The organism is Allotamlana fucoidanivorans (assembly GCF_045788535.1).
GTDB lineage: Bacteria > Bacteroidota > Bacteroidia > Flavobacteriales > Flavobacteriaceae > Allotamlana > Allotamlana fucoidanivorans.
Genome location: NZ_CP074074.1, coordinates 1,969,197 through 1,993,006, shown reverse-complemented (window position 1 = coordinate 1,993,006; position 23,810 = coordinate 1,969,197). Strand labels below are relative to the sequence as shown.

The window sequence follows — 23,810 nt, the reverse complement described above, 5'->3', positions numbered from 1 at the left end:
TCTTTAAAATCGGCGTCATCCAAATTAATTAACTACTTTAAAACAAATCAATATAACATTTTATCTTATAAAACTATGTGTAAATATTTAGGACTAGATTTAGGTATAAACTCTATTGGATGGGTACTAGTAGATAATCAAGAATTAAAAAGTTATGGCGTACGAAGAATCAAAAGTAGCCAGCGTCTTGAGAAAAGAAATTTTCGTAGAAAATATCAACGGGGTTTAGCAAAAATAAAAAAAGCCTTTTCTTCTAAATTAAGAACACTATTTACCAAAAATTATCGATTAACCTTATTGTCAATCTTAACTTTTGTATTATTTCTATTCAGTTTTATTTTTTTTGAATATTGGCAGCTATTTTTAAATCTTGGAATTGGAGGACTCATTTCAATTCTTTCTGTTGAAAAAAAAGTATAGGTATTGCTTTCAGTTCTTTAATTGATCAAATCATCTATGTCACAAACATACGAAGTCAAAAATATTGCGGAAGCATTAAAACTTGCCAAACAGTTTCAAAGAATAGAAAAATATAATTTATTTCGCGGACAGGCACAAAACTGGGAAGTTATACCTACAGCTGGGAGGCTTTCAAAAAAACAATTTGAAAAGTCTATAGAACAAATTGAAAGAATATTTACTTTTTTCAACATAGATAAAACATTAAAAAAATATTGTACAAATGTAGACTATTACTTCGCGATTGCTCAACATTACGGCATCCCAACTAATTATATTGACTTTACACAAAGTATTGATGTTGCTTTCTATTTTGCCACTAATTCACAATCAAACAAAATTGGCGAATATTGTTCAATAATTTGTTTAAACGAATATGACTTTGAAGATTTTATTCAGATTATTAAAGTGTTATATGACAGAGAGAATGTTGTACCTTCTTACATCTCAAGAGTAGAAGTTGATAACTTATGGCGGTTACAAGCTCAAAAAGGCTGTTTTTTGTTCACGCCTTACCATCAAATTGAACAATACTATCCATTTGACAGAATTATATTTCCATATACAGAGTCTTATAATAAAATTAAAAAAGCTGACATATATCCAGAAAGAAAAAGTGAACTAGAAATCATTCTAGATGGTTTTTTTGATACAGAAAAACGGATTGAAGGTCTAAACAGGATAAATAATCTTGCAAAACAATTAAAATCCCCGATTATATCTATACCTAACAATAATCAGTATGAAATCTTGGAGAAAAAAGAAGTTCATAAAAGCTGGTATTCATATACTTATCAAAAATGGAAACACTCATTCAAGGAGGAATGGAAATCTTCTAAAAACGAAAAACAGATTCAAATTCATATTCTACAAAAATTTGTTAATGACGAATTCATTGAAACTATTAAAGCCAATCTTACTAGAGAATTTAAAAATAAAAGAATAGATAAAAAAACACCCCTAATTTTTGATTTTTCTGTCAAACCGATTTTATCTAAAAAAAATTCAAGAATTATTAGTGTAAACTGCAGAAATATTTGGGATGGAACAAGAAATTTACCATACAGTATTGAAGATATTTTATCTATTTTAACCACATACTTGTCTTTGGAACTTCAAGACATTTTCACTCAAGATAGCGAAGAGTTAATACTATTAGAAATGGCTAATAAATATGGAAGTCGTGTAAGATTTAAAACTAAAAAAAACAATATTATAAGCTATTTTAGGAATGATTTAAACGATATTATTTTGAAAAAACTTCCTCGTCCTATTCCTGCTGAATTACTACTACATTTAAACAAACCACGCTATGTGTTCGATTTTAAAAAACTTATTGAATTTTTCAAAACAGAAGCCATTGCTAATCAAGTCTTTTATAATAGAGAAAACAAATTTCCTGTAATTTTTTATACACCAGTTCAAATTGACATTTTAGGGTATGCCTAAAAATGATTTTATATTATAAACCTTTTCAATTCAGCAAGATCAAATTCCTGTTATATTTTACATAACAACAAACATTATACATAAACAAATTTGTTTACATTTGTAATATGAATATCTTAATAGAAAAATACAAAGGCATACACCCTGGGTTTGTTATTGAGCGCATATTAAAAAAACGTTCGATACGCCAACGCCCCTTTGCGCTTTCTATTAATGAGCATCCACAAACCTTAAATGCCATTACAAAAGGGCGTAGAAGTTTAAATACAGCTTTGGCCTTAAAAATAGAAGAAGTCTTAGAATTAGAGGAAGGCTCTTTAGCCCTTTTACAAACCTATTTTGATATTTCAAGAGCTAAAAACAAACAGCAAGCTGCAACACCTAATCTTTCAAAACTTAGAGCTTCTTTATTTTGGGACACTGATTACTCAAAAATTGATTGGAAAAAACAATACAGAGCAGTAATCAATAGAGTTTTTGATCGTGGCAATGAAAATGAAAAACAAGAAATTAGCAGATTTTATGGTAAGAATACCATTAATGCTGTATTAAACTCAAAACTTAGAAAGCCTTACACCGTTTCTAGTTTATAATGTACTTCCTTGATGCTATACTATAATACAGTAAATAAATTGCTCCATGACAGTCTTTTAAAACTAATGGCTTCAGAGGTATTCAACGATTTTAGATTGGTAGGTGGTACTGCGCTTAGCTTACAAATTGGGCATAGAGCATCTATAGATATTGACCTTTTTAGTGATGCCCGTTATGGTTCTATTGATTTTAAACAAATTGATACCTATCTAGGATCTAATTTTAAATATGTTGATTACCCGAAGAACATTGAGCCGGGTTTGGGAAAAGCATATTTTATTGGAACTGACCAGACAAACTCTTTAAAACTAGACGTTTTTTATACAGACAGCTATATACAACCACCTATAATTGAAGATGGTATTCGGTTGGCTACTATTGAAGAAGTCATAGCCATGAAATTGGATATTATACAAAGAGGAGGACGAAAAAAAGACTTTTGGGATTTACATGAACTTCTAAACACCTACAACATTGAACAGATGTTAAAATTACACGAACAGCGTTATCCCTATAACCATGACCGAGAATTAATTCTTAAAAATTTTGTAGATTTCGATTTAGCAGATAATGACTTTGACCCCATTTGCTATTTTGGCAAACATTGGGCTTTTATTAAAGAGGATATTACTGACAAGCTAGAACGCTTTAAATCAAGGTAACTTTTATTCCTATATTCCATTGTTTTCCTTCTACAATATTCCATCAAATTAAACGTCTCAGAATATTTGCTCTAAACAAATTTTAAACTCAAAACACTATCATTTTCCCGCTTCAAACATCCTTCTTATATCTGAATGAATTTTTTGAAAATTGATATCCAGATCATCAACAGAGTAGCTTTTTAAAACAGGTGGTTTTTCTTTTTTCATTTTCAATAATCTGAACTGCACTTTGCGGTCTTTACCATCGGCGAAGACGACAAACTGCCCTGTTTTTAGCCTAAAGAACTCATTGGCTCGGCGCTTGCTAACCTCTTTCTCGCCTTTGGTTATTCTGCTATTAAAATTCCAACTGCTATCCTTACTCACACTTCTAGTAGGTTTAGTCACAATTTCAAAGAAGCTTTCATAGTATTTGGCGGTATCGGGGTCATTGGCTTTTCCAAAAAACTGATACGACAAATTGCTAATTATCGCTCTACTGGCTTTATCGCCGTAGAGCATATCGTTCTGAATTTTATCCTGCATCACATATACAGTGGTAATATCATAACTCCTTAAGGTAGCTGGTATTCTGTGCATATGCAACAGTTTGATGGTTGGTGCTTCTTCCATAAGAATAAAAGCCGATGCTTTGCCACGTTCACTCATTTGCTTCACCACCGTATGTATGACCATAGCTATTACTGGTGCAAAGGTTGTTTCGTATTTGGGATGGTTAGATATGGCGATAATTCCCTTATTCTCGGTATCATTGACATTTAGTGGCACTTCATCGGCTGACAATGCCATAAATAATTGGCGAGTGCTTAACTTTTTTAGTGCATTGGATAAAGTACTGCGCACCCCTGCAGTTTGTTTCTCGGAATCTACACCGTGTAAAAAAGCACTGGCCATAGCTCTTGAGGTTATGTTGGTGTTTAAAAACTGTACGAGCCCATCTTTCTCTAAATACTGAAATAGAGCTATCACATGGGGTAAGGTACAATACTGCGGATAATAGCTACGTAGGTTCCAAATAACTCCTGATAACAGCCCTTCAACGGCATCTGAGAAAAATTTATGGCTCCCCGAAGATTCAGAACTGTGCTGTTCAAGTAAATTTTCCATAAGTACTTTGGTAACCTCAAGAACGCTTTCTTCATTGGACAGGTATTTTGGTGCTATAGGATTAACTCTGTAATATAAAGTATCAAAGGCTATGGTGTATAGGGTGATGCCATTGGCGTGACATAAAGGATATACCAATTCCGTCAATTCCAAATCTTTGTAATCGTGTACAATGCCACAAAATTTGTGTTTTGTAAAATGCTTTAAGAACTGATAGATGACACTTTCGGTTTTACCGCTTCCTGCTGAGCCAATGATACAGGAACCTCGTCTAATATTCGCAATCTTCAATCGCCCTGATAGGAGCTGAAATTTCATTTTGTATTTCTTGTGAACTTTAGCGGTATTTCCGTCCCAAAACAGCAAGTATAGTAGCATAATTATACATGCTATGGGTAATGCATAGATTATCATATTTTGTAAGATGGGGTCTTTCATATTTCAATAGAACCAGAACGCATGGCCCTGGTTAATCCTTTTTTAAGTTGTTTCACAATTTTAGCCGCAAGCTGCGCTTGATTTACTGGTATGGACGGTAATTTGGTTTGTATGCCTGCTTCTCTGAGTATATGAAACCCCAGTGCCCGCTGTTTTGGTGTCATTTGCCACAGTTGTTTCAAATAAACATCTGGTTGTTTCAACAATGTTTTTCTCGCTTTATATTGCTCGACATAATGGCGTTTATAATTAAACTGTTTGTCAAATTGTTTTTCTGCCTTTTGATAAAACCTATCCCTATCGAAGCCTCGTTTTACAAGCTTGCCATTTAACTCAACGGTTGAGGCTTTGTATTTGCTGCCTGGAGACAGGCTATAGCGATTGGATTGATCTTTGCGGCTCATAATAATATGCACATGGGTTTGCGCCCCTGCTTTGGGCATACCAGCTTCAATCATTTTACCATTTAGCTTATGAGGGGCTGTAGCTCTAGCCTGCTCAATGGCTTGTTGCTTTGCTTTTACACTACCTGCCATTTCATTGCGTTCAATCTTAACAATATGGTGTTTGAGCTTCGCAATTTTAGCGATGTACTTTTGGTTTTCCCGAACCGCTTTATCCGTTCCTTTATAACTACGGCTATATTCGATTTTTGCAAAGTATTTTAAATCCTTTACCGTTATGGCGCGTCCTTCAATTTCCCGATGGAATGAGGCGGCATAGGCTTTCATTAACTCTCGGGTGTAGGCTTTTAAATCTTTGGTATGATTTTTTAAAGCCGATAGCTCACGTTGGCTCGGATTAATGGTAATGGAATAGAACTTAGGTTCATGCTTGTGCAGCTTTTTGGTATTGGCATCAATATCGGTAATGACCTGAAGACTAGTAATTCCGTCATTATCCTGATTAAAAAAATAGGCTTCGTCGGCTTCTAGGCCATAGTTATCGTTCTCCTTTTCCAGATACTTAACAAAGTCTGAAACGCTTTGCAGATAGCTACTTCCTGTTTTTTGTGGGCTTATGGTTAGATACATGGCTTTGGGTTTTTAATTGTTTGTAATCGGTTTTGGATATTTCCAGTCTGACATAGCCCGATCCAAAAGATGGACTGATATACTTCGACTGTTTGAGGCTCTTGTTTATTAGACTTTGTAAATCCTGTAATTGCTGCTGAGTTTTGAAATATTGGTTCTTATAGTGTGTATACCCATCAATAGGTATGTCTTGGAGTTTGGCTAATATGGCTTCATGTTTTTCAAAGGATAGTTCAGGCTGATCTAATACTTTTAACCCCGCAATGGTTTTGGATGTCTCAGGCGGTTTCCTCAGTTGCCCTCCTGCTTCCTGAAATAACAGTTGTAACATTTCATGGGTTGGTGCGGTCTGTTGTCTTTCAATGTCTCGAATGATAGCCACCAGAGCATTGATGCGCTTTTTTATGGCTTGCTCTACTTGTCCCAGATGGGATTCCAAAGTATCGGTTGGTAGCATATCATTACCCTTAAAAAAGTCCATCATATTATTTAAGTTCATGGACTGCGTTACTTTCAGCTCCCTGCAGAAACTACGATACCGCATGGCGACCGAGGCTTTAATGCTCAGATTTTTAAAGGGTTCATCTTTGGACCATTTTGCCATTTTCCGTGAAATTTTTACCGTATTTACTGGGCTCAGGGTGCGTTTCCGTGAAATCGAAAAACTCCTTACAAATCACAAACCCGAACAAACCCTTTATTTACAAGGGTTTTGAGAGTTTTTTAAATCTGTAACGTCGCTTAGCGCGTTACCCTCTTGCTATTCGATTTCGTCCCGCCCGCGGGACAAAATTTTCATGCAAGCGTTTACCATCTGCATGTCTTTATTAAAAGTAGTGGATTCTTATAAATCCTTCAAATGACGTTTGGTTGCAATTGGTTTGAAATGCCTATAAATTGTATGCGCTTTAAAAAAATAGCCGTTTAAAACGTTAGATTTCCTGAAATGCCTTCTGTATTTGAAAAGAAAAAGACCCCGATTATTGAGGTCTTTGATGTTTGGTTTTAAAGTTTAGATTTTGAAAACATACTTGTAATTATACAAATTCCGTATGGCTTCTTCCTCAAGCATTGTGTCTAAGTTAGTATTGTGCTTGGTGGCATAATCCATCAGATCCTTGCCATATTTCCTTTTGACATCTTCTTTAGAACTCGCTATCAACCGTTCTTGTGCCTCTTCGTTTAAATCGGTAAAATTTAGGTGTATCATAGCTTTCAGGTTTTAATATTCGCTTGGTAGCATCAAGGTATCGTTCACAAAAAACAGTCGTAACGCATCTAAAGGAAAATCGGTTACCCGATATCCGTGTCTTTCCAAAATAGTGTCGTTCCCATCACTGTAAACAATCTCCGCCTCGTATCCTGAAGCTGTCCGTTTATCCTCGGGCAACCTTTTAAAATCTATCGTAATCCAACCGCTTTTGTATTTCAGGCTCTTGGCTATTACCGAAGCATCTGTAATCAACCAATAACAGTCGGCAACATCGGCAAGGTATTTCAGCCCATCCGTAAAACGGGTCTTTAATATAGGGATGTGGTAGTACATTTCAGTTCCTGTGAAATGCTGTAATTGCTTTTCTATTTTATTGACTTGTGTGTCCATTGTGGTGTGTTTTAAAAAGTTATGGTTAAAAGGAGGATGCTCCATATCCTTTGGAACACCCTCTTTCTTAATTGCTGTAAGGGTTGGATTAACTGTTATTTCCTAATAACAATATTTCAGATACGATGACCTCGGTCACATAACGTTTATTACCGTCTTTATCATCATAGGCTCTTGTACTCAATTTACCCTCTATGGCTATTTCTTTGCCCTTAGTAACATACCTTTCAATTATGTCAGCCGTCTTGCCCCATGAAATAATGGTATGCCAATTGGTATCGGTCTGTTTTTCGCCCTGCCCGTTTTTGTAATGTCCATTGGTTGCCAATGACAGTCGGGCTACTTTTTTGCCGTTTTCCAAATTCGTAATGCTAGGCTCTTGTCCTACGTTTCCAATTAACTGTACTTTGTTTTTTAGTGTACTCATAATAAAAGATTTTTAAATGCCTACCTTTTGGCAAGCGGGTTAATGATTTCCCTTTTTGATTTATGGTTCCCGTTTTCAAGAGAATGCAACTAAATTTTAAGGGGTGTTTTGTATGATTTCTTGCGTGCATAGCACTAATGGAGAAAGTGGGTTTTGTCAAGACTTTTAGAAAATAAATCAGGAGTGTCTGCAACGTCGTTTTTACCGAAGGGCTAAAAACAAGGAAGTAGAAACCTTATTTTTATCTAAAACCTGTCTTGGTCTTGACAAGTTCTATAGGGCATTAGCAGGTTCTTTTAATCCCATTTACAAAGAAGCGTACGGGAAGTTAAGCGCGTGGAGTCAGTGGGATTAATTTAGAAATGCTTATGTACTGCCTGTTTTTCGATGATCCGAAAAACAACTAAAGGCTTTATCTATTACAAACCCCTTAAAATTTGCAAGTCAGCGATTCGGTTTTTAGGAATTTTCGAGAAAGCCCCAAGAAGGGCTTACCGTAAATTCTGTTAAGTAAATCGAAATGATGACTTTCCGATTATAAGTGGACTCCATTTCCAATTTTGGATAGAAATGAAGTGCTCCTTTCTTGCTTTGCGGAAAGGGCCAACGCAATGGAAAGACAACATTGGGGATGGTGTCCAAGACTTTTCAAGAGAAGCTCTTTTTCCGAAATGAAGAGCATCGGAATGAAGGGAAATGTGCTGAACGATTAATTAACATTGATTTCTACTTGAAACAAACATTCTAAAAACACCTTATTCCTCAAAGAGTTTTTCTTGAATTTTAACTGGTTTGTGTTTATCTATTCTTTTGACTTCCTTCAGTTTGGCCTTTAGCGCTTTTCTTCTTTTGTCATAAATCCAAATTCTTAGGTATTTTAACAAACCTTGTTCGTGATCTGAAAGTTTTTCGGGAATTATATCCAACATAGCCTCTTTCATTTCTTTCCTTTGATTTTGGTTATTGAATATTGTAGCATATTGGAACCCACACCAAGTGTAGATATTTACCCATTCAGAAGGCAAAGGTGCTTCAAAGGTTCGGGGCATCATATAAGCTACCACCTCTGTTATAGACGCCATCTTTTCCCTTTTAAGTTGGCATATCATACGACTTATGGTTATCTTACTTAATAGATCCTTTGGAATAGCATCCTGCCATGCAGATTTATAAACTATTATTGGGCTAGTAAGACTATCCATGAGTTCAAAGACCAAATCTTCCTGAGCCTTTTTACTATTGGTTGTTTTTATATTATTATTTAGGTTAAGCTCCACTTTAAAACCAAAATCGAACTGTATTGTTTTTATATTTTTCATGATGTAAGTGTTAAGATGAAACAATAATGAAATGAATGTGAGAGAAAAGAAAAGGGAGCTGAAATGTATTATCAACTCCCCTTTCACAACAAGAGCTAAGCGCTCAGTATCTTTACCTTTTTCTCAAGGGTGGAAATACGTTCCTTTAACCGTTGCTCTCTTTTTTCACGTTCTTCTAAATATCGTGCTTCGATTTTTTCCATGGCATTCTTATGGTACGAACGCATAGCATTATAAAACGATATATTAGTAAGGTTGTTGGTATGGTTGCTCTCTCCAAAATGAACCTGCTGGGTAAGAATCAGCCTTATCAGTTTGTGGAACATTTCCTTTTTAAAGTTTTTCTTGAACTGTTCGGCCAACTTTACCTTGCTCATATTTGATTTCTTACCAAACATTCCAGAAAAGTATTTTTGCTGGCTCGTATATCCAACATTGTTTTCATAAAGCGAAATTGTAAAGGCAATCATTTCATCCTCTGAAAGTGTCTTTTTGGTGTTGATATAATCTGTTTCTCTAATCATATCCACAACTTCCTCAAACTGCTTATTGTTTTCAATTTGCTGCTTTCGGATTTCACGCTCCTTAATTTTTTGTATTTGTTCTTTAGGAGTGCAATCTGCCATTTTACGTTCTGAAACTGGTATGACATGACTATCCGATGGTTTTGAAGCTGTTTCTAGTATACTTACATAGCAATCTTTATAGCAATATGTTTCCGGGTTAAACAGTATTCCTTTTACAAAGCCATTTTCACTTGTTAAACTGTATGCTTTGCATTCTTCCTCATAGTCTTTTTGTGCCGATTCTAGTTTGTCTTGTAAATTTTCATCTGTATAATTGTAGTAACGATACTGTTCTTTTAGACTTTCTAGTGTTGGTGCTTCTGGTTTCTCAATAAGTTCTAAATCATCTAATAAATAAACTTTCAAACCATGTTTTTCAAGTGTACTTAGTATGAGCTGATTGTTTTCTTCGTTTGCCCAATATTTTCGTACCTCAGGAATTAACAGGATGTTTTCCTTTTTCGCTTTTTCTATGAGACTCTTGAATACCTGTTGTTTCTTGGTTGTGTAGCAAACAGATTTTGTGCAAATCATTTTACCCGCCCCAAACAAATGCCCTTGATTGACAGCGTTAAATGGACAGATCACACAGGCTCCTGCCTTCGTCACAATGGTGTCATCTTCAATACTGAAGGGTGCACGCTCCAAATCAAAAGATTGTTCTTGAATTAAACGATCAATCAAATGCGCACTAAACTCCACTCCCATAGTTTCTAACATCATAGCTTGTTCTTGGGGTTCAAAAAGTCCGACTCTAACGCCTTGCTTTAATGACATTTTTCCTGAGCGTATAAATTGCTTGAATCCCTCAATTAATCCTGCTAATTTTAATCGCTGACGGATAAAATGATCACTTCTACCCAAGCGTTGTGCAATCTCAGCTGCCTCATATTTTTCATTGAGATAAGCAATGGCTTCAGCTTCTTCTGTGGGTTCTACATCTTGGCGTTGTAGGTTTTCTATAATTTGAACCTCCATAACCTCTTGTTTTGAATACGCCTTAACCATACAGGGTATATTTTTCAAGCCTGCTAGTTTACACGCTCGATAACGTCGCTCTCCCATGACAATGACATAATCATCATCTACCTGTCGGACAGTTATAGGCTGAAGTAGGCCATGAACTTTAATACTTTTCGCTAATTCAGCCAATAGTTGATCATCAAAGGTTTTTCTCGGCTGTAAAGGGTCTGGTTGAATCTTCTGAATTTCCAGAGATACAATCTCCATTTTTGAGGCATCCTTTTTCTCGGTTTTTGCAGCACTGCTTGGTGCATTCTTTTTGGTACGTTTTGCTCTTGTTGTCATAATACATAATTTTTAGATTAAACAATATTTGAGCATACACCAAACGGAAGATAAAATACCAACACAAAAGGAAACGGAATAAATAAGCAAAGGCTAAGGCTGGGGCTTTATGCCGTAGTCTTTATCAGGTGGTATTTTACGAGTTTAACTTTGGTTAATATTGTATGATAATTAACTATCTATATAAAATCGATTTTAATGTGAACGCGACAGGATTTGAACCTAATTCTTATCTCTTGTAATTATTGAAAATTTTTATAAAATTCTCTTGTATTTGTAGATCGATTTGTTAATCGCATTGGTTTATTTTCTAATTCCCTTCTAGTAAAAAGTCAAAAAACTAAAAAATGGCAAATCATATGAGCTTAATACCTTAACTATTTTTACGACAATAGCATCAGAAGAACCCTTACACTAGACAAACAACTGAAAGTATTCGTATTTAATTACTAATTTACAGCTTATTGAACCCAACATTCATGTAATCCACTATTTTGACACATTACCTTTATTTCTTTTTTGTAAATTACAAGCATGTGTTATTCAACGGCATTACGAAAAAAAAAAGAACAGATTGAGCAAAGTCTGTTAGCTAATTTTGATGCAGATTTTGAAATTCCATTAGAGTACTTACCGTATTATCATTTAAACGGGTTTACACATGGTAATTTGTACATTATTAAAATGGATGAACCTGAAAAAATTTATCCAGCTAGTTGGGGCTTAGTTCCTAATTGGGCATTACATAACCCCGAAGGATTTAGAAAAAAAAGCAACACACTTAACGCAAGGGCTGAGAATGTTTTTGAAAGAAACTCTTATAAAGATATTGCTGAGGATAAAAGATGTCTCATTTTAAGTGATGGCTTTTTTGAACCTCATCATGAAAATGGTGTTTCAATACCACATTTCTGCTATCAACCCTCTAAGGAATATCCTGAGGGAGATTTGTTTTTGTTTGCAGGGTTATACAATGAGTTAGATGATGAATTATATACTGCCACTATTATTACAGTAGGGGCAAATGCTTTTTTTGCTGAAGTTCACAATAAAAGAAAGCGCATGCCTTTGGTTCTGGCTGATGATTTGTTTGAAGATTGGCTCGATGATGGTATGAATCAACCGCAATTAAATGAGCTCATGGCATATGGTTTTACAAGTCAAGACTTTAAAGCTCATCCTGTGACTAGAGAAATATATAAAAAAGGTATTGATACTAATACACCTAGATTCATAGCACCAGTTGATAAGGGTACTTTGTTTTAACTTAGGTTTTTATTAAATCGATTTAAAAATCCTACCTCTGTGGCAGAACTTGTAAAAACATAACTGTCTGAGGTCAAAACCCTTCCCCGCTATAACATCATACGATACGCAAATGTCCTTTTTTTATCTCCTTATGTTTTGAATTCTTTTTTGATTTGGACTTCAATTTCAATCTTAACTTGTTCATATCCTGACTGATTTTCTTCTCTACTACTCGTGCGTATCGCTGCGTAGTTGATAATTTAGTGTGTCCTAGTAGTTTTGATACCGTTTCTATAGGCACTTGATTTAAAAGTGCTACCGTTGTTGCAAAGGTGTGTCTTGCAACATGGAATGTTATATTCTTTTCTACGCCACAGCTTTTAGCAATGACTTTAAGATATTTATTCATTTTTTGGTCACTATATACAGGTAGTAAAGCAAAATTATTTTGGTTATTTGGATAATTCACGTAGGTATCTAAAATTGCTTTAGCTTCATCTAATAGTGGAATCTTTGTTGCTATTCTCGACTTTTGTCGTCTCAAATTCAGCCATTGTTCCTCATCAATTCCAGTCACTATGTTTTGTACTGTAAGTTGCTTAACATCAATGTAAGATAGTCCTGTATAACAAGAAAATACAAATACATCTCTAACCAATCGCATGCCCGGTTTTTCAATTTCAAGGTTCTTAATGGCGTTTAACTCTTTTTGGTCTAAAAAAGGACAATCGTACGCTTCAAACTTTAGTTTATAGGAGGCAAATGGATGCACTTTTATCCAACCATGATTTGTAGCTAGGGTCATAAATTTCTGTAAACGCTCCATATGCTTCATAATTCCATTATTTTTTAATGGCTGCGATTTCACTAGTGGGGTGCAATTACGCAGGTAATTATCAAAGTTTACAATAAAGGAATAATCCACATTTGTTAATAGTAAATCCTCCGTTTTATAAACTTCTTTTATAAAACGATTTAGGTATTTTTCGGTTGCCGCATAATTTTTTGCCGTGCCTTTGGCTAATTTTTTTAATTCATGTTCTCTATGATATCGTACAATGTCGTTTAACGTTAACACCGCCTTGTCTTTACCTAAAAAACGTGATTTTACTGCCTTTGCAGAAATTACCCTGCCCTCCTCTATTAGTTGCTTATATGCGATTTTAATTTTTGCTTGAATATCATCAAGGGCATTATTGATGACTTTAGCATACTTAGTACGTGATTTTACACGAGCTCTTTCTAGATTCCAGTGCTCCTCTAAAACAGCTTCTTTGGTACTGATATCAACAGGCGAACTGTCAATCCATATGCGCGCGTAGATTGGGATAGTACCATCATTCTTGATGGACACTTTTTTTAACCAAAAATGAACATTTAATGTGTGTGTTGTTCTCATTACTTTCGTTTTAAATTGAAGAATCAGTTAAACGAAAGCCAAATCGCTCCGATGGTCAATTATCGTAGCATCCCAAATTTATGAAATTAATTCCTAAAATAATAGGACACGAAATAGGACACTAATTGATATGCTGTAATTTAGACATAAAAAAAATCAGCAAAAATGTATTTTACTGATTTTTAGTTTTTTAAGTGTCTTTTGTTTTATTTTGACACCCTATTTGTCGGGGTGGCAGGATTCGAACCTGCGACCTCCGCGTCCCAAACGCGGCGCGATAACCGGGCTACGCTACACCCCGATTTGGTTATCTGTAAGCGGATGCAAATATAGTTTTTTTATTCAATTGAAAACACATTTTACAAAAAAAATATTTTCAACAATGACCAACCTCATAATAAAAAGAATCTATCAAACCTTAAATTTTAAAAAGATGAAGTAACTTAAAAAAACAAATACTTAAAACTATAAAAAAGACAACACATGCGATGTCAATTTTATTATGTATTTTAATCTAACTTTAAATCAAAAGAAAAACTAATGAGAAAGTCTATCTCACTATTAACGTTAATTTTAATAACCTGTGCAACATGTGCCCAGCAAACAGAATCTGAAATAAAAGCTGAATCACCCGTTGATTTTCATTATACCACAGAGCTTATTGTTCCTGAATTAAATATTCCATGGGGTATGGCTTTCTTACCTGATAACAGCATCCTCATTACCGAAAAATCTGGAGAACTTATTCTCTTTAAAGACAACAAAAAAACAATTATTCAAAATCCTCCAAACGTTTATGTTAGAGGGCAAGGCGGACTTTTAGACATTGCATTACACCCGGATTATGAAAATACAGGCTGGATTTATATGTCTTATGCGTCTTCAGAAGATCATGAAGAAGGTGGCAATACAGCGTTAGCCAGAGCAAAATTAAATAATAATACCTTGGTCGATTTTGAAGTGTTGTACAAGGCTGAGCCGAATACAAAAAAAGGACAACATTGGGGCTCTAGAATTTCATTTGACAATGACGGACATATATACTTTTCTATTGGAGACCGCGGTAACAGAGACGAAAACCCTCAAGATATCACCAAAGATGGCGGTAAAATATACAGACTAAATGATGACGGATCTATCCCCTCAGACAACCCATTTATTAACACCCAAAATGCAAAAAAAGCCATTTACAGTTATGGCCATAGAAATCCCCAAGGCATGACAAAACACCCTGTTACTGGTGCTATTTACGTTAATGAACATGGCCCTAAAGGCGGTGATGAAATAAATATCATTGCCAAAGGTAAAAATTATGGTTGGCCCGTTATCTCTTATGGTATAAATTACAATGGTACGCCTTTTACAGACATCACAGAAAGAGAAGGTATGGAACAACCTCTTTTCTATTGGGTGCCTTCTATTGCTCCATGTGGTTTTGTTATTGTAAACTCAAATTTTTACCCCGAATGGAGAGGCAATTTTTTAGTGGGCTCTTTAAAATTTCAATATTTAGAACGTCTTGTAGTAGAAAACAATCAGGTGATTAAGCGTGAAAAACTATTTGAGCATATTGGTCGCGTAAGAAACATAAAACAGGCTCCTAATGGCTATCTTTACATGGCGGTTGAAGGCCAGGGTATATTCAAAATTATTCCAAATCAAAACTAAGACTATGAAATTATACTATACTCTAATTATCATTTTAACCGGTTTACCGTTAGCATTACAAGCCCAGTCACCTCTAGAAAAAAGTATAAAACGCGGAAGTGACCTCTATGAAGACTTCTGTGTATCCTGCCATATGTCTTATGGTCAAGGTATTCCCAATGTTTATCCCCCATTAGCCAAATCAGATTTCCTAATGCAAAATCGAAAAGCTAGCATCAAGGCTATTAAGTATGGTCAAACTGGAGAAATTGTGGTAAACAACAAGCCTTATATTGGCTACATGGCTCCACCGGGTCTTAGCGATGATGAAATTGCAGATGTTATGAATTATATCACCAATACATGGGGTAACAAAAACACAAAAATGATAACAGAGGAAGAAGTATCTCTTGTTGAAAAATAAACATGTTTTGGCCGTATTCATTTTTACATTTAATTACATTTGTAAAAAAGCACAATAAACTTCAATATCATGCTCATAATTGGAATAGCCGGTGGGACCGGCTGTGGAAAAACAACCGTGGTGAATAAAATACTCCATGAACTTCCTGAAGGCGAGGTTGGTATTATTTCACAAGATTCCTATTACAAAGACACCACACATTTATCATTTAACGAGCGTGTAAAAATCAATTTTGACCATCCTACATCAATTGATTTTGATTTACTTATTAATCATTTAGCTAAACTAAAAGCAGGACAATCGATTCACCAACCTGTATACTCCTTTGTAAAACATAACAGAACAGGCGATACTATTTTTACTCATCCTAGAAAGGTGATGATTGTTGAAGGTATTTTAATTTTAACCAATCCCAAACTACGTGATATGTTCGACATTAAAATATTTGTGCATGCTGATAGCGATGAACGATTAATAAGACGCTTAAAACGTGATATAGCAGAAAGAGGCAGAGATCTTAATGAAGTTTTAACACGCTATCAAAACACATTAAAACCTATGCACAATCAATTCATTGAGCCCACCAAAGAGTTTGCCGATATTATCATTCCTAATAATAAACATAACACCGTTGCTATTGACATTGTAAAAACCATCATAACAGACCGTTTATAACATGGATTTTAAGAACAATAAATACCTAAAACCCTTTAAAAGTATTTTTATACTTATATTAGTATTATTTGCTGTTTGGATGCTTTTTTTCGATACTAACTCATGGCTTATTCATCATGAATTAAACACTGAAATTGAGGAGCTTGAAAATGAAAAAGAGTACTACCAAAAAGAAATTGAAAAAGACAATAAAGACTTAAAGAAACTGAGCACCGAGGAAGGCTTAGAAAAATTTGCAAGAGAGACCTACTACATGAAGCGAGAAAATGAAGAGATTTTTATTATTGAATATGAAGACAGCTTAAAAGCAGAACAACATGACTAATGGTTTATTTGATGAATTCAACGCGATTTCAGCCAAACAATGGAAACAAAAAATTCAGTTTGATTTAAAAGGCGCTGATTACAATAAAACCCTTGTTTGGCAATCAGAAGAAGGGATTTCAGTAAAACCTTTTTATCATGCTGATGATTTCTCAAACGCACCTATTATATCAAAGCCTTATCATACATCTTTTAAAATTGCACAAACCATTTTTGTAGCTCATGCTGAAAAATCGAATGCCAAAGCACTTGATGCCTTATCGCGTGGTGCCGAATGCATTAAATTTATTATCCATTCAGAAACCATAGCTATAAATGTCCTTCTAAAAGATATTGACACCCAAAAAACGCCTGTTTATTTTGAGCTACAGTTTTTATCAGAATCTTTTATACAAAACCTTTTAAAATCAGTTCCAAAAGAAGGTATTTACGTTCAAAATGATATCATCTATAATTTATCTAAAAAAGGTAATTTCTTTACTAATTTAAAAAGTGATTTTTCCCTGTTTTCAAGTAGCGTTAATCAATCTAAAACAGTTGGTGTTGATGCTTCTTTGTATCAAAACGCGGGCGCAAATATAATCCAACAGTTAGCCTATGCGTTAGCACACGCTAATGAATATTTGAATCATTTAGCCCCCACCCATGACATTCAATTTAATTTCACTATCGCTATTGGTTCAAACTACTTCTTTGAAATCGCCAAATTAAAAGCATTGCGACTGCTTTGGGATACGCTAGCTTCAGAATATAAAGCGCCTAGTAGATGTCAAATCTTTGCTACACCAACAAAACGAAATAAAACCCTGTACGATTATAATAACAATATGCTTAGAACAACCTCCGAATGTATGAGCGCTATTTTGGGAGGTGCAGATATGGTTTCAAACTTAGCTTATGACGCTATTTATCATAAAGACAATGAATTTGGTGAACGCATGGCCAGAAATCAACTACTCTTATTAAAATATGAAAGCTATTTTGATAAAGTTACCAATCCGTCTGACGGTGCCTATTATATTGAGAGCATCACCAATCAATTAGCCGAAAAAGCCCTTGAATTGTTTAAAGATATTGAAAACCAAGGCGGTTTCTTAAAACAACTAAAATATGGTGTTATTCAAAGAAAGATTAAAGAAAGTGCGCATAAAGAGCAACAGCTTTTTAACCATGGAGAAAAAACTTTAATTGGATCAAACAAATATATAAACTCCAAAAACCACATGAAGAATGAGTTAGAACTCTATCCTTTTGTAAAAACAAATCCTAGAAAAACATTGATTCAACCCATAATTGCAAAAAGATTATCCGAACAATTAGAACAAAACCGATTAAAAAATGAACTTTAACAGGAACTCAAAAATTTATTTTATTGCTTTTTTATTTTCGCTTATCGTTTTTAGTTGTAAAACCGATTCGTCATTTTCTAATTTCAAATATCTTGACAAACCCCAAGTATTAAATTGCGAAGGATTAAATTCAAAACTATATAATGAAGCGCTTTATTGTTTTGAGGATGATATTTTGGCTTTTTATAGCAAAAATAATACTAAAGCCTCATTAGTTAATGCCTATTCTCAATTTGTAAGAATGGCGGTATACGGAAGTCTCAACTATGACAATATCGTTTCAAAACACACAAAAGAAGTATTTGAAGCTTTAAAAAGTGAAGCCGATTTATGGGATGCTAAAAACCCTAAAAGTCACCTAAATTACAATAGCACCATCATGAATTGTATAGCTAACAATATAAAAGATGACAACCTAAAAACCACTTTAAATGCGCTTATGTCAACCAACAGTATGAGCCCTAAATTGTTTGGCACGCCTGTTATGAATAAATACAGAAATGCCCTTAATGACAAGTATTTGGGCGCTTACATAGCGTTTGATTTGTATTTTGCCAAACTGTTTACAGTAGACTTTGCTAAAGTAAATTTTGACAAACCTGAACAAAAAGTTGATTTTAACAAAATACCTCAAGATTCAAAATAAGATAAACCGCTTCAAAGTTTGAGAAAAAATCTTCAACATATCACTGTAAAACAACTTTCAAAGCCAACCACTAGTAAGGTTGACATATTTGAAACAGCTGAAGGAATCTCGGTGAAATCCGTTTACACAGAAGCAGACCTTAAAGATGTTGACCACCTAAATTTTGCGGCTGGCATACCACCGTTTTTAAGAGGCCCATACAGCACCATGTATGTAAGGAAACCGTGGACTATAAGACAATACGCTGGTTTTAGCACGGCAGAAGAAAGCAATGCATTTTACAAAAGAAATTTAGCCGCTGGGCAAAAAGGCCTTTCGGTAGCTTTTGATTTAGCAACACATCGCGGTTATGACTCTGATCATGAGCGTGTGGTTGGTGATGTAGGCAAAGCTGGTGTAGCTATTGATACTGTAGAAGATATGAAACTGCTTTTTGACGGAATACCACTAGATAAAATGTCAGTTTCCATGACCATGAATGGCGCGGTACTTCCCATTATGGCATTCTACATTGTGGCTGCCGAAGAACAAGGCGTTTTACCAGCGCAACTCTCAGGCACCATTCAAAATGACATCTTAAAAGAGTTCATGGTACGTAATACGTACATTTATCCGCCTAAACCATCTATGAAGATTATTTCTGATATTTTTGAATACACCAGTAAGAACATGCCTAAGTTTAATAGCATAAGTATTTCTGGGTATCATATGCAGGAAGCAGGAGCCACTTGCGATATTGAATTGGCCTATACGCTTGCAGATGGTTTAGAATACATTAAAAAAGGACTTGAAGCTGGGCTGGACATTGACACCTTTGCTCCTAGGCTTTCTTTTTTCTGGGGTATAGGTATGAATCATTTTATGGAGATTGCCAAAATGCGTGCCGCTAGAATGCTGTGGGCTAAATTGGTAATGCCTTTTCAACCTAAAAATGAAAAATCGCTCGCCTTACGCACGCACTGCCAAACATCAGGATGGAGTTTAACTGAACAAGACCCTTTTAATAATGTGGCACGCACTACCATTGAAGCTGCCGCTGCGGTATTTGGAGGTACACAAAGCCTGCACACCAATGCCCTTGATGAAGCCATAGCCTTACCCACAGATTTTTCAGCTAGAATTGCCAGAAACACACAAATATATTTGCAAGAAGAAACAGAAATCACCAAAACGGTTGATCCGTGGGCTGGCAGTTTTTATATAGAAAAACTAACGCATGATATAGCCAATAAAGCTTGGATTCTTATTGAAGAAGTAGAAGCGCTTGGAGGCATGACAAAAGCTATTGAAGCTGGAGTTCCTAAAATGCGAATTGAAGAAGCGGCTGCCCGTAAACAAGCGCGCATAGATTCGGGGCAAGACATTATTGTTGGGCTTAACGCCTTTACCCTTGAAGAAGAAGCTCCTATTTCTATTTTAGAGGTTGATAATCAGGTTGTAAAAAAGACCCAGATTGAGCGTTTACAAAACGTTAAAGCCGAAAGAAATACAGAACAGGTTAAAACCGCTTTATCGCATTTAACGGAAGCTGCTCGCTCAGGACAAAATAATTTATTAGCTTTAGCTATTGAAGCTGCCAGACTAAGAGCAACACTCGGTGAGATTAGCGATGCTTTAGAAGTTGTTTTTGGCAGACATAAAGCACAAATAAAATCATTTTCAGGAGTGTATAGCAATGAAATAAAAAATGACGATACCTTTAAAAAAGCGCAAGAGTTAGCCGATATTTTTGCAGAACAAGAAGGCCGAAGACCCCGTATTATGATTGCAAAAATGGGACAAGATGGTCATGACCGCGGTGCTAAGGTTGTAGCCACAGGGTATGCTGATGTGGGTTTTGATGTAGATATAGGGCCGCTTTTTCAAACCCCTCAAGAAGCTGCAAAACAAGCGATTGAAAATGACGTTCATATTCTCGGCATATCCTCACAAGCTGGAGGACACAAAACCTTGGTTCCTCAGGTGATTGACGCACTAAAAAATTATGGTAGAGATGATATTATGGTTATTGTTGGTGGCGTCATTCCAAAGCAAGATTATCAGTTTTTATTTGATGCTGGAGCCATTGCCATATTTGGCCCTGGCACAAAAATAAGTGAAGCAGCCATTAAACTATTAAACATCTTAATAGATTAACAGCATAAAAAAAGCAAGCTAAACGTTGAAGGTTTAACTTGCTTTTTATTCTTAAATCAGAAGGGTATTAATCTACTTTTTTATCTTCAGTATTTATTTTATTTTCAACAAAATCGCCAGCATTAACCACCGTCCATTTATCAAAAAGTTTAAAGTACTTTTTTATCACCTTGTTTACATCGTCCACGGTTAGATTGGTAACTTTATTCTCTACTTCTTTTTGAAACATCATGTCTCGGTCATAGTACAGATTATTGTTTATAAGCGTAGACAACTCGTTATCTTTTGCCCTTGAAACCGCTTCCCCTTGAACCCAACTATTAACGGCAATCTTCAGTTCTTCCTCCGTAATGCCATCGTTTATAAATCGTTCTATTTCTTCTTTAAAGCCACGCTGTACCTTTAAAGCATTTTCTGGTGCATAAATGGCATACACCACAATAGCCGATCTTTTATCTTTCTCATCGGCATCAACGTTAACATAACCTCCCGCTCCATAACTAACACCATCTTGCTGTCTTAGTCTTGTGGTAATTCTGGAATTTAACACCCCTCCACCAAAAATAGAACTTGCTATCTGTAAAGCGCCATAATCATCATTATCTTGACTCCCTTCAAAAGCCATTACTCCAATACTTATAGCATTTTTCTTATCTGGTGTTTTTAAACTTTTGTTCACCTCATTGTTTGGTTTAAAAGGATTTGAGATTGACTCATAAGGCTTATCTACTCTAAAATCGGCAAACGCCTTCTCAAAATAGTCTTTCAGTTCTTCCTCATCAATATTTCCAATAGCCACTAACGAGGCGTTATTTGAAATTCCATAAAAATCATCATAATACTCTTTAATCCCATCTACGCTAACCGCTTTAATGTCTTCTATATCTTCTTCAATAGTTGACACATATAACGGATGTCCTTTTGGGTAATTTTGATTTAGTAACCTTAAATTTTTGCTGGCCAGAAACTGTGGTTCTGTTTTATTCTCTTCAATAGAGGCTAAATCTTGTGTTTTTAGTTTTTCTAGCTCTGCACTATCAAACTTAGGGTTTTTAAGCATCTCTGTCATGAGTGCAATTGTTTCTATCAAATCATCCTCTGTAGAACTTATACTCGCTACAATTCTTCCGTTTGATCCGGAAAAACGTATAGACGATTTAAGCTCACTCAATTTATCTTCAATCTCTTGTCTTGTATAGTTTTGAGTGCCTTTGTTTAACATTCTGGCTGTGAAACTGGCTAACTGACCTTTATTCATAAAGTCATCTACCTTTCCGTTTCTAATCACAAAAGAGAGGGTGACAGTTTTACCACGATTATCTTTTTTTATAAAGCCATATTCAATAGGTAAACCGTTTAACTCTCCAGTTTTTAGTCTGTTTTGAATATTTTCGTACGACACATCAAAAGCTTCCCCTGCATCTAAGCCTTCTTTTCCTTTATAACTTGTAACCAAAGCATCTAAACCTGCCGTATGTTCAATCTCAACGCGTGTTGGGGTTTTAGAAGGCACGAAATTTCCTATGGTTCTATTTGTGTTTATAAAATAGCGCTGCATCGCTGCATTTACTTTTTCAGCCGTCATGGCTTCAACGCGGTCTCTTGTAATAAAAGATAACCTCCAGTCTCCTGCCCCTATAAACTCACTCATAAAGGTTCCTAAATAACCCGAGTTTCTAAAAATTTGATCATACTTTTTCATCAATTTAGACTTAGCGCGTTTAACTTCTTCTTCAGTGACAGGATTTGCCTTTAAATCTTCTAGCACAGATTTCAAAGTTGCCTCTGCTTCTGCTAACGCCATGTCAGATGGCACATCTACATTGAAGTAAATAAAACCTGGCTCTTTGGTAAATGGCAAAAAAGACCATACACTTGAGGCTTTTTTGCCATCAATTAAGGCTTTATACAACCTTCCTGATGGTTGGCTGGTCAATATTTCTTCAGCCACAACAATAGCACTATAATCTTCATGAGAACCTGATGGTGTATGATATAACGCCGATACAATTTGTAAATCACCCACTCTACTCAAGGTAACTCGTTTCTCTCCATCTTGTGCTGGCTCAATGGTTGGCACATCACGGAGGGGTTGCTCAGGATTTTTTAAATCTTTAAATTTTTCTTCAATAAGATTTAAAACGTTTTGCGTTTCAAATTTTCCAGTTACCATTAAAACCGCATTGTCTGGCCTGTAATACTTCTTATAAAAAGCCTGCAAATTTTCAATAGGTACACGTTCTATATCTGAACGATTTCCAATGGTAGAATTCCCATAATTATGCCATAAAAAAGCTGCACTAATCACTTTATCCATTAACACCCCAGAAGGTGAGTTCTCCCCGCTTTCAAATTCATTTCTCACCACAGAAAACTCAGATTCTAAATCTTTTTTAGCGACGTAAGAGTTTAACATTCTGTCAGCCTCTAAATCTAAAGCCCACTCTAAGTTTTCTTTATTGGCATTAAATGTTTCAAAATAATTAGTTCTGTCATACCAAGTGGTTCCATTAGGTCGGGCTCCATGCTCTGTTAATTCCTTCGGGATATCGGGATGCGATGGTGTACCCTTAAACAGCATGTGTTCTAGCAGGTGAGCCATTCCCTTTTCACCGTAACCTTCATGCCTAGACCCCACTAAATACGTTATATTAACCGTTATGGTTTGTGCCGAATTATCAGGAAACAAAAGCACCTTAAGACCATTGTCTAGAACATATTGAGTTATCCCTTCAACCTGAGCTGTTTGCTTAATTTGTGATAAACCTGTATATGAAAAACCTACTAAAAAGCAGATTACTACACAGCATCTAAAAGCATCGATAAAAATTTTCATAGTGTAAAGTTTTCGTTTTTTTAAAAATAATGTTTTGAAAATAAACTGACTAACGCTTTTGTATTAAAATTCTATTAAAATAGCTTTGTTTAAAGAATTGAGTCAACTCAAAAAAATCAATTTTTATTCCTAATAATTAATTGTATTTTTGGCTCTA

The 23,810-nt window shown here is 35.3% G+C and carries 22 protein-coding genes and 1 tRNA gene; 12 read left to right on the top strand and 11 right to left on the bottom strand.

Annotated features, from left to right (window positions below; translation table 11 throughout):
* Positions 1-75 precede the first annotated feature (75 nt).
* The 4 genes from KFZ70_RS09120 to KFZ70_RS09105 all read left to right on the top strand — a co-directional run bounded on the left by KFZ70_RS09120 (position 76) and on the right by KFZ70_RS09105 (position 3,164).
* Positions 76-420: a hypothetical protein gene (locus KFZ70_RS09120; RefSeq protein ID WP_139695104.1), complete on the top strand. Its 345-nt coding sequence runs from the start codon at positions 76-78 to the stop codon at positions 418-420.
* Between the two features lie 36 nt (positions 421-456).
* On the top strand, positions 457-1,908 hold the full coding sequence (locus KFZ70_RS09115; protein ID WP_139695105.1) for an FRG domain-containing protein: 1,452 nt from the start codon (positions 457-459) through the stop codon (positions 1,906-1,908).
* A gap of 107 nt (positions 1,909-2,015) precedes the next feature.
* Positions 2,016-2,501, top strand: coding sequence for a DUF6922 domain-containing protein (locus KFZ70_RS09110; RefSeq protein WP_139695106.1), 486 nt, complete (start codon positions 2,016-2,018; stop codon positions 2,499-2,501).
* 66 nt (positions 2,502-2,567) lie between these two features.
* Positions 2,568-3,164, top strand: a complete 597-nt coding sequence (locus KFZ70_RS09105; RefSeq protein WP_233243995.1) for a nucleotidyl transferase AbiEii/AbiGii toxin family protein — start codon at positions 2,568-2,570, stop codon at positions 3,162-3,164.
* A 99-nt stretch (positions 3,165-3,263) separates the two neighbouring features.
* Here KFZ70_RS09105 and KFZ70_RS09100 read toward each other — a convergent pair whose 3' ends face one another.
* The 8 genes from KFZ70_RS09100 to KFZ70_RS09065 form a co-directional block, all read right to left on the bottom strand.
* Positions 3,264-4,712, bottom strand: coding sequence for a type IV secretory system conjugative DNA transfer family protein (locus tag KFZ70_RS09100; RefSeq protein ID WP_139695108.1), 1,449 nt, complete (start codon positions 4,710-4,712; stop codon positions 3,264-3,266).
* Entirely contained in the window at positions 4,709-5,746 is a 1,038-nt protein-coding gene (gene mobB, locus KFZ70_RS09095) for a MobB family relaxase (protein ID WP_139695109.1), read from the bottom strand. Before mobB ends, KFZ70_RS09100 begins: the two co-directional genes overlap by 4 nt.
* A complete protein-coding gene (locus tag KFZ70_RS09090) occupies positions 5,709-6,290 on the bottom strand; it encodes a BfmA/BtgA family mobilization protein (RefSeq protein WP_139695110.1) in 582 nt (193 codons plus the stop codon). Before KFZ70_RS09090 ends, mobB begins: the two co-directional genes overlap by 38 nt.
* Positions 6,291-6,758: 468 nt before the next feature.
* A complete protein-coding gene (locus KFZ70_RS09085; RefSeq protein ID WP_139695111.1) occupies positions 6,759-6,956 on the bottom strand; it encodes a hypothetical protein in 198 nt (65 codons plus the stop codon).
* A gap of 12 nt (positions 6,957-6,968) precedes the next feature.
* Positions 6,969-7,394 (bottom strand): DUF6876 family protein, encoded by a 426-nt coding sequence (locus tag KFZ70_RS09080; RefSeq protein ID WP_233243996.1) that lies wholly within the window; start codon positions 7,392-7,394, stop codon positions 6,969-6,971.
* 43 nt (positions 7,395-7,437) lie between these two features.
* On the bottom strand, positions 7,438-7,776 hold the full coding sequence (locus tag KFZ70_RS09075; protein ID WP_139695112.1) for a single-stranded DNA-binding protein: 339 nt from the start codon (positions 7,774-7,776) through the stop codon (positions 7,438-7,440).
* A gap of 755 nt (positions 7,777-8,531) precedes the next feature.
* Entirely contained in the window at positions 8,532-9,095 is a 564-nt protein-coding gene (locus tag KFZ70_RS09070; protein WP_139695113.1) for a hypothetical protein, read from the bottom strand.
* 95 nt (positions 9,096-9,190) lie between these two features.
* The gene (locus tag KFZ70_RS09065; RefSeq protein WP_139695114.1) at positions 9,191-10,969 is read right to left on the bottom strand and encodes a ParB/RepB/Spo0J family partition protein; all 1,779 of its coding nucleotides are present in this window, start codon (positions 10,967-10,969) and stop codon (positions 9,191-9,193) included.
* Positions 10,970-11,503: 534 nt separating this feature from the next.
* On the opposite strand from KFZ70_RS09065, the gene KFZ70_RS09060 reads away from it, so the two are divergent.
* Positions 11,504-12,235, top strand: coding sequence for an SOS response-associated peptidase (locus tag KFZ70_RS09060; protein WP_139695115.1), 732 nt, complete (start codon positions 11,504-11,506; stop codon positions 12,233-12,235).
* A 97-nt stretch (positions 12,236-12,332) separates the two neighbouring features.
* Here the strand turns inward: KFZ70_RS09060 and KFZ70_RS09055 are convergent, their stop codons facing one another.
* Both KFZ70_RS09055 and KFZ70_RS09050 read right to left on the bottom strand, forming a co-directional pair.
* A complete protein-coding gene (locus KFZ70_RS09055; protein ID WP_139695116.1) occupies positions 12,333-13,616 on the bottom strand; it encodes a site-specific integrase in 1,284 nt (427 codons plus the stop codon).
* A 226-nt stretch (positions 13,617-13,842) separates the two neighbouring features.
* Positions 13,843-13,917, bottom strand: a tRNA-Pro gene (locus KFZ70_RS09050).
* A 239-nt stretch (positions 13,918-14,156) separates the two neighbouring features.
* Here KFZ70_RS09050 and KFZ70_RS09045 point away from each other — a divergent pair.
* The 7 genes from KFZ70_RS09045 to scpA all read left to right on the top strand — a co-directional run bounded on the left by KFZ70_RS09045 (position 14,157) and on the right by scpA (position 20,817).
* Positions 14,157-15,284, top strand: coding sequence for a PQQ-dependent sugar dehydrogenase (locus KFZ70_RS09045; RefSeq protein ID WP_139695117.1), 1,128 nt, complete (start codon positions 14,157-14,159; stop codon positions 15,282-15,284).
* 4 nt (positions 15,285-15,288) lie between these two features.
* Complete coding sequence (locus tag KFZ70_RS09040; RefSeq protein WP_199240650.1) at positions 15,289-15,687, top strand: cytochrome c; 399 nt, start codon at positions 15,289-15,291, stop codon at positions 15,685-15,687.
* Positions 15,688-15,756: 69 nt separating this feature from the next.
* The gene (gene udk, locus KFZ70_RS09035) at positions 15,757-16,362 is read left to right on the top strand and encodes a uridine kinase (RefSeq protein ID WP_139695118.1); all 606 of its coding nucleotides are present in this window, start codon (positions 15,757-15,759) and stop codon (positions 16,360-16,362) included.
* A gap of 1 nt (position 16,363) precedes the next feature.
* Positions 16,364-16,687: a septum formation initiator family protein gene (locus tag KFZ70_RS09030; RefSeq protein ID WP_139695119.1), complete on the top strand. Its 324-nt coding sequence runs from the start codon at positions 16,364-16,366 to the stop codon at positions 16,685-16,687.
* Positions 16,680-18,035: a methylmalonyl-CoA mutase subunit beta gene (locus KFZ70_RS09025; protein WP_139695120.1), complete on the top strand. Its 1,356-nt coding sequence runs from the start codon at positions 16,680-16,682 to the stop codon at positions 18,033-18,035. Before KFZ70_RS09030 ends, KFZ70_RS09025 begins: the two co-directional genes overlap by 8 nt.
* Positions 18,025-18,681: a hypothetical protein gene (locus KFZ70_RS09020; protein ID WP_139695121.1), complete on the top strand. Its 657-nt coding sequence runs from the start codon at positions 18,025-18,027 to the stop codon at positions 18,679-18,681. Before KFZ70_RS09025 ends, KFZ70_RS09020 begins: the two co-directional genes overlap by 11 nt.
* A gap of 18 nt (positions 18,682-18,699) precedes the next feature.
* Positions 18,700-20,817, top strand: a complete 2,118-nt coding sequence (gene scpA / locus KFZ70_RS09015) for a methylmalonyl-CoA mutase (protein ID WP_139695122.1) — start codon at positions 18,700-18,702, stop codon at positions 20,815-20,817.
* Positions 20,818-20,884: 67 nt separating this feature from the next.
* Here the strand turns inward: scpA and KFZ70_RS09010 are convergent, their stop codons facing one another.
* Entirely contained in the window at positions 20,885-23,653 is a 2,769-nt protein-coding gene (locus tag KFZ70_RS09010) for a pitrilysin family protein (RefSeq protein WP_139695123.1), read from the bottom strand.
* Positions 23,654-23,810 lie beyond the last annotated feature (157 nt).

Bases quoted from the DNA above. Each gene is read 5' to 3' on its own strand.
- KFZ70_RS09115 (WP_139695105.1), top strand. From the start codon at position 457: ATGTCACAAACATACGAAGTCAAAAATATTGCGGAAGCATTAAAACTT.
- KFZ70_RS09055 (WP_139695116.1), bottom strand. From the start codon at position 13,616: ATGAGAACAACACACACATTAAATGTTCATTTTTGGTTAAAAAAAGTG.
- mobB (WP_139695109.1), bottom strand. From the start codon at position 5,746: ATGTATCTAACCATAAGCCCACAAAAAACAGGAAGTAGCTATCTGCAA.
- KFZ70_RS09025 (WP_139695120.1), top strand. From the start codon at position 16,680: ATGACTAATGGTTTATTTGATGAATTCAACGCGATTTCAGCCAAACAA.
- KFZ70_RS09075 (WP_139695112.1), bottom strand. From the start codon at position 7,776: ATGAGTACACTAAAAAACAAAGTACAGTTAATTGGAAACGTAGGACAA.
- KFZ70_RS09105 (WP_233243995.1), top strand. From the start codon at position 2,568: ATGGCTTCAGAGGTATTCAACGATTTTAGATTGGTAGGTGGTACTGCG.
- KFZ70_RS09080 (WP_233243996.1), bottom strand. From the start codon at position 7,394: ATGGAGCATCCTCCTTTTAACCATAACTTTTTAAAACACACCACAATG.
- KFZ70_RS09010 (WP_139695123.1), bottom strand. From the start codon at position 23,653: ATGAAAATTTTTATCGATGCTTTTAGATGCTGTGTAGTAATCTGCTTT.
- KFZ70_RS09020 (WP_139695121.1), top strand. From the start codon at position 18,025: ATGAACTTTAACAGGAACTCAAAAATTTATTTTATTGCTTTTTTATTT.
- KFZ70_RS09065 (WP_139695114.1), bottom strand. From the start codon at position 10,969: ATGACAACAAGAGCAAAACGTACCAAAAAGAATGCACCAAGCAGTGCT.
- KFZ70_RS09070 (WP_139695113.1), bottom strand. From the start codon at position 9,095: ATGAAAAATATAAAAACAATACAGTTCGATTTTGGTTTTAAAGTGGAG.
- KFZ70_RS09040 (WP_199240650.1), top strand. From the start codon at position 15,289: ATGAAATTATACTATACTCTAATTATCATTTTAACCGGTTTACCGTTA.
- KFZ70_RS09120 (WP_139695104.1), top strand. From the start codon at position 76: ATGTGTAAATATTTAGGACTAGATTTAGGTATAAACTCTATTGGATGG.
- KFZ70_RS09030 (WP_139695119.1), top strand. From the start codon at position 16,364: ATGGATTTTAAGAACAATAAATACCTAAAACCCTTTAAAAGTATTTTT.
- KFZ70_RS09110 (WP_139695106.1), top strand. From the start codon at position 2,016: ATGAATATCTTAATAGAAAAATACAAAGGCATACACCCTGGGTTTGTT.
- KFZ70_RS09090 (WP_139695110.1), bottom strand. From the start codon at position 6,290: ATGCGGTATCGTAGTTTCTGCAGGGAGCTGAAAGTAACGCAGTCCATG.
- KFZ70_RS09045 (WP_139695117.1), top strand. From the start codon at position 14,157: ATGAGAAAGTCTATCTCACTATTAACGTTAATTTTAATAACCTGTGCA.
- KFZ70_RS09060 (WP_139695115.1), top strand. From the start codon at position 11,504: ATGTGTTATTCAACGGCATTACGAAAAAAAAAAGAACAGATTGAGCAA.
- KFZ70_RS09100 (WP_139695108.1), bottom strand. From the start codon at position 4,712: ATGAAAGACCCCATCTTACAAAATATGATAATCTATGCATTACCCATA.
- KFZ70_RS09085 (WP_139695111.1), bottom strand. From the start codon at position 6,956: ATGATACACCTAAATTTTACCGATTTAAACGAAGAGGCACAAGAACGG.
- udk (WP_139695118.1), top strand. From the start codon at position 15,757: ATGCTCATAATTGGAATAGCCGGTGGGACCGGCTGTGGAAAAACAACC.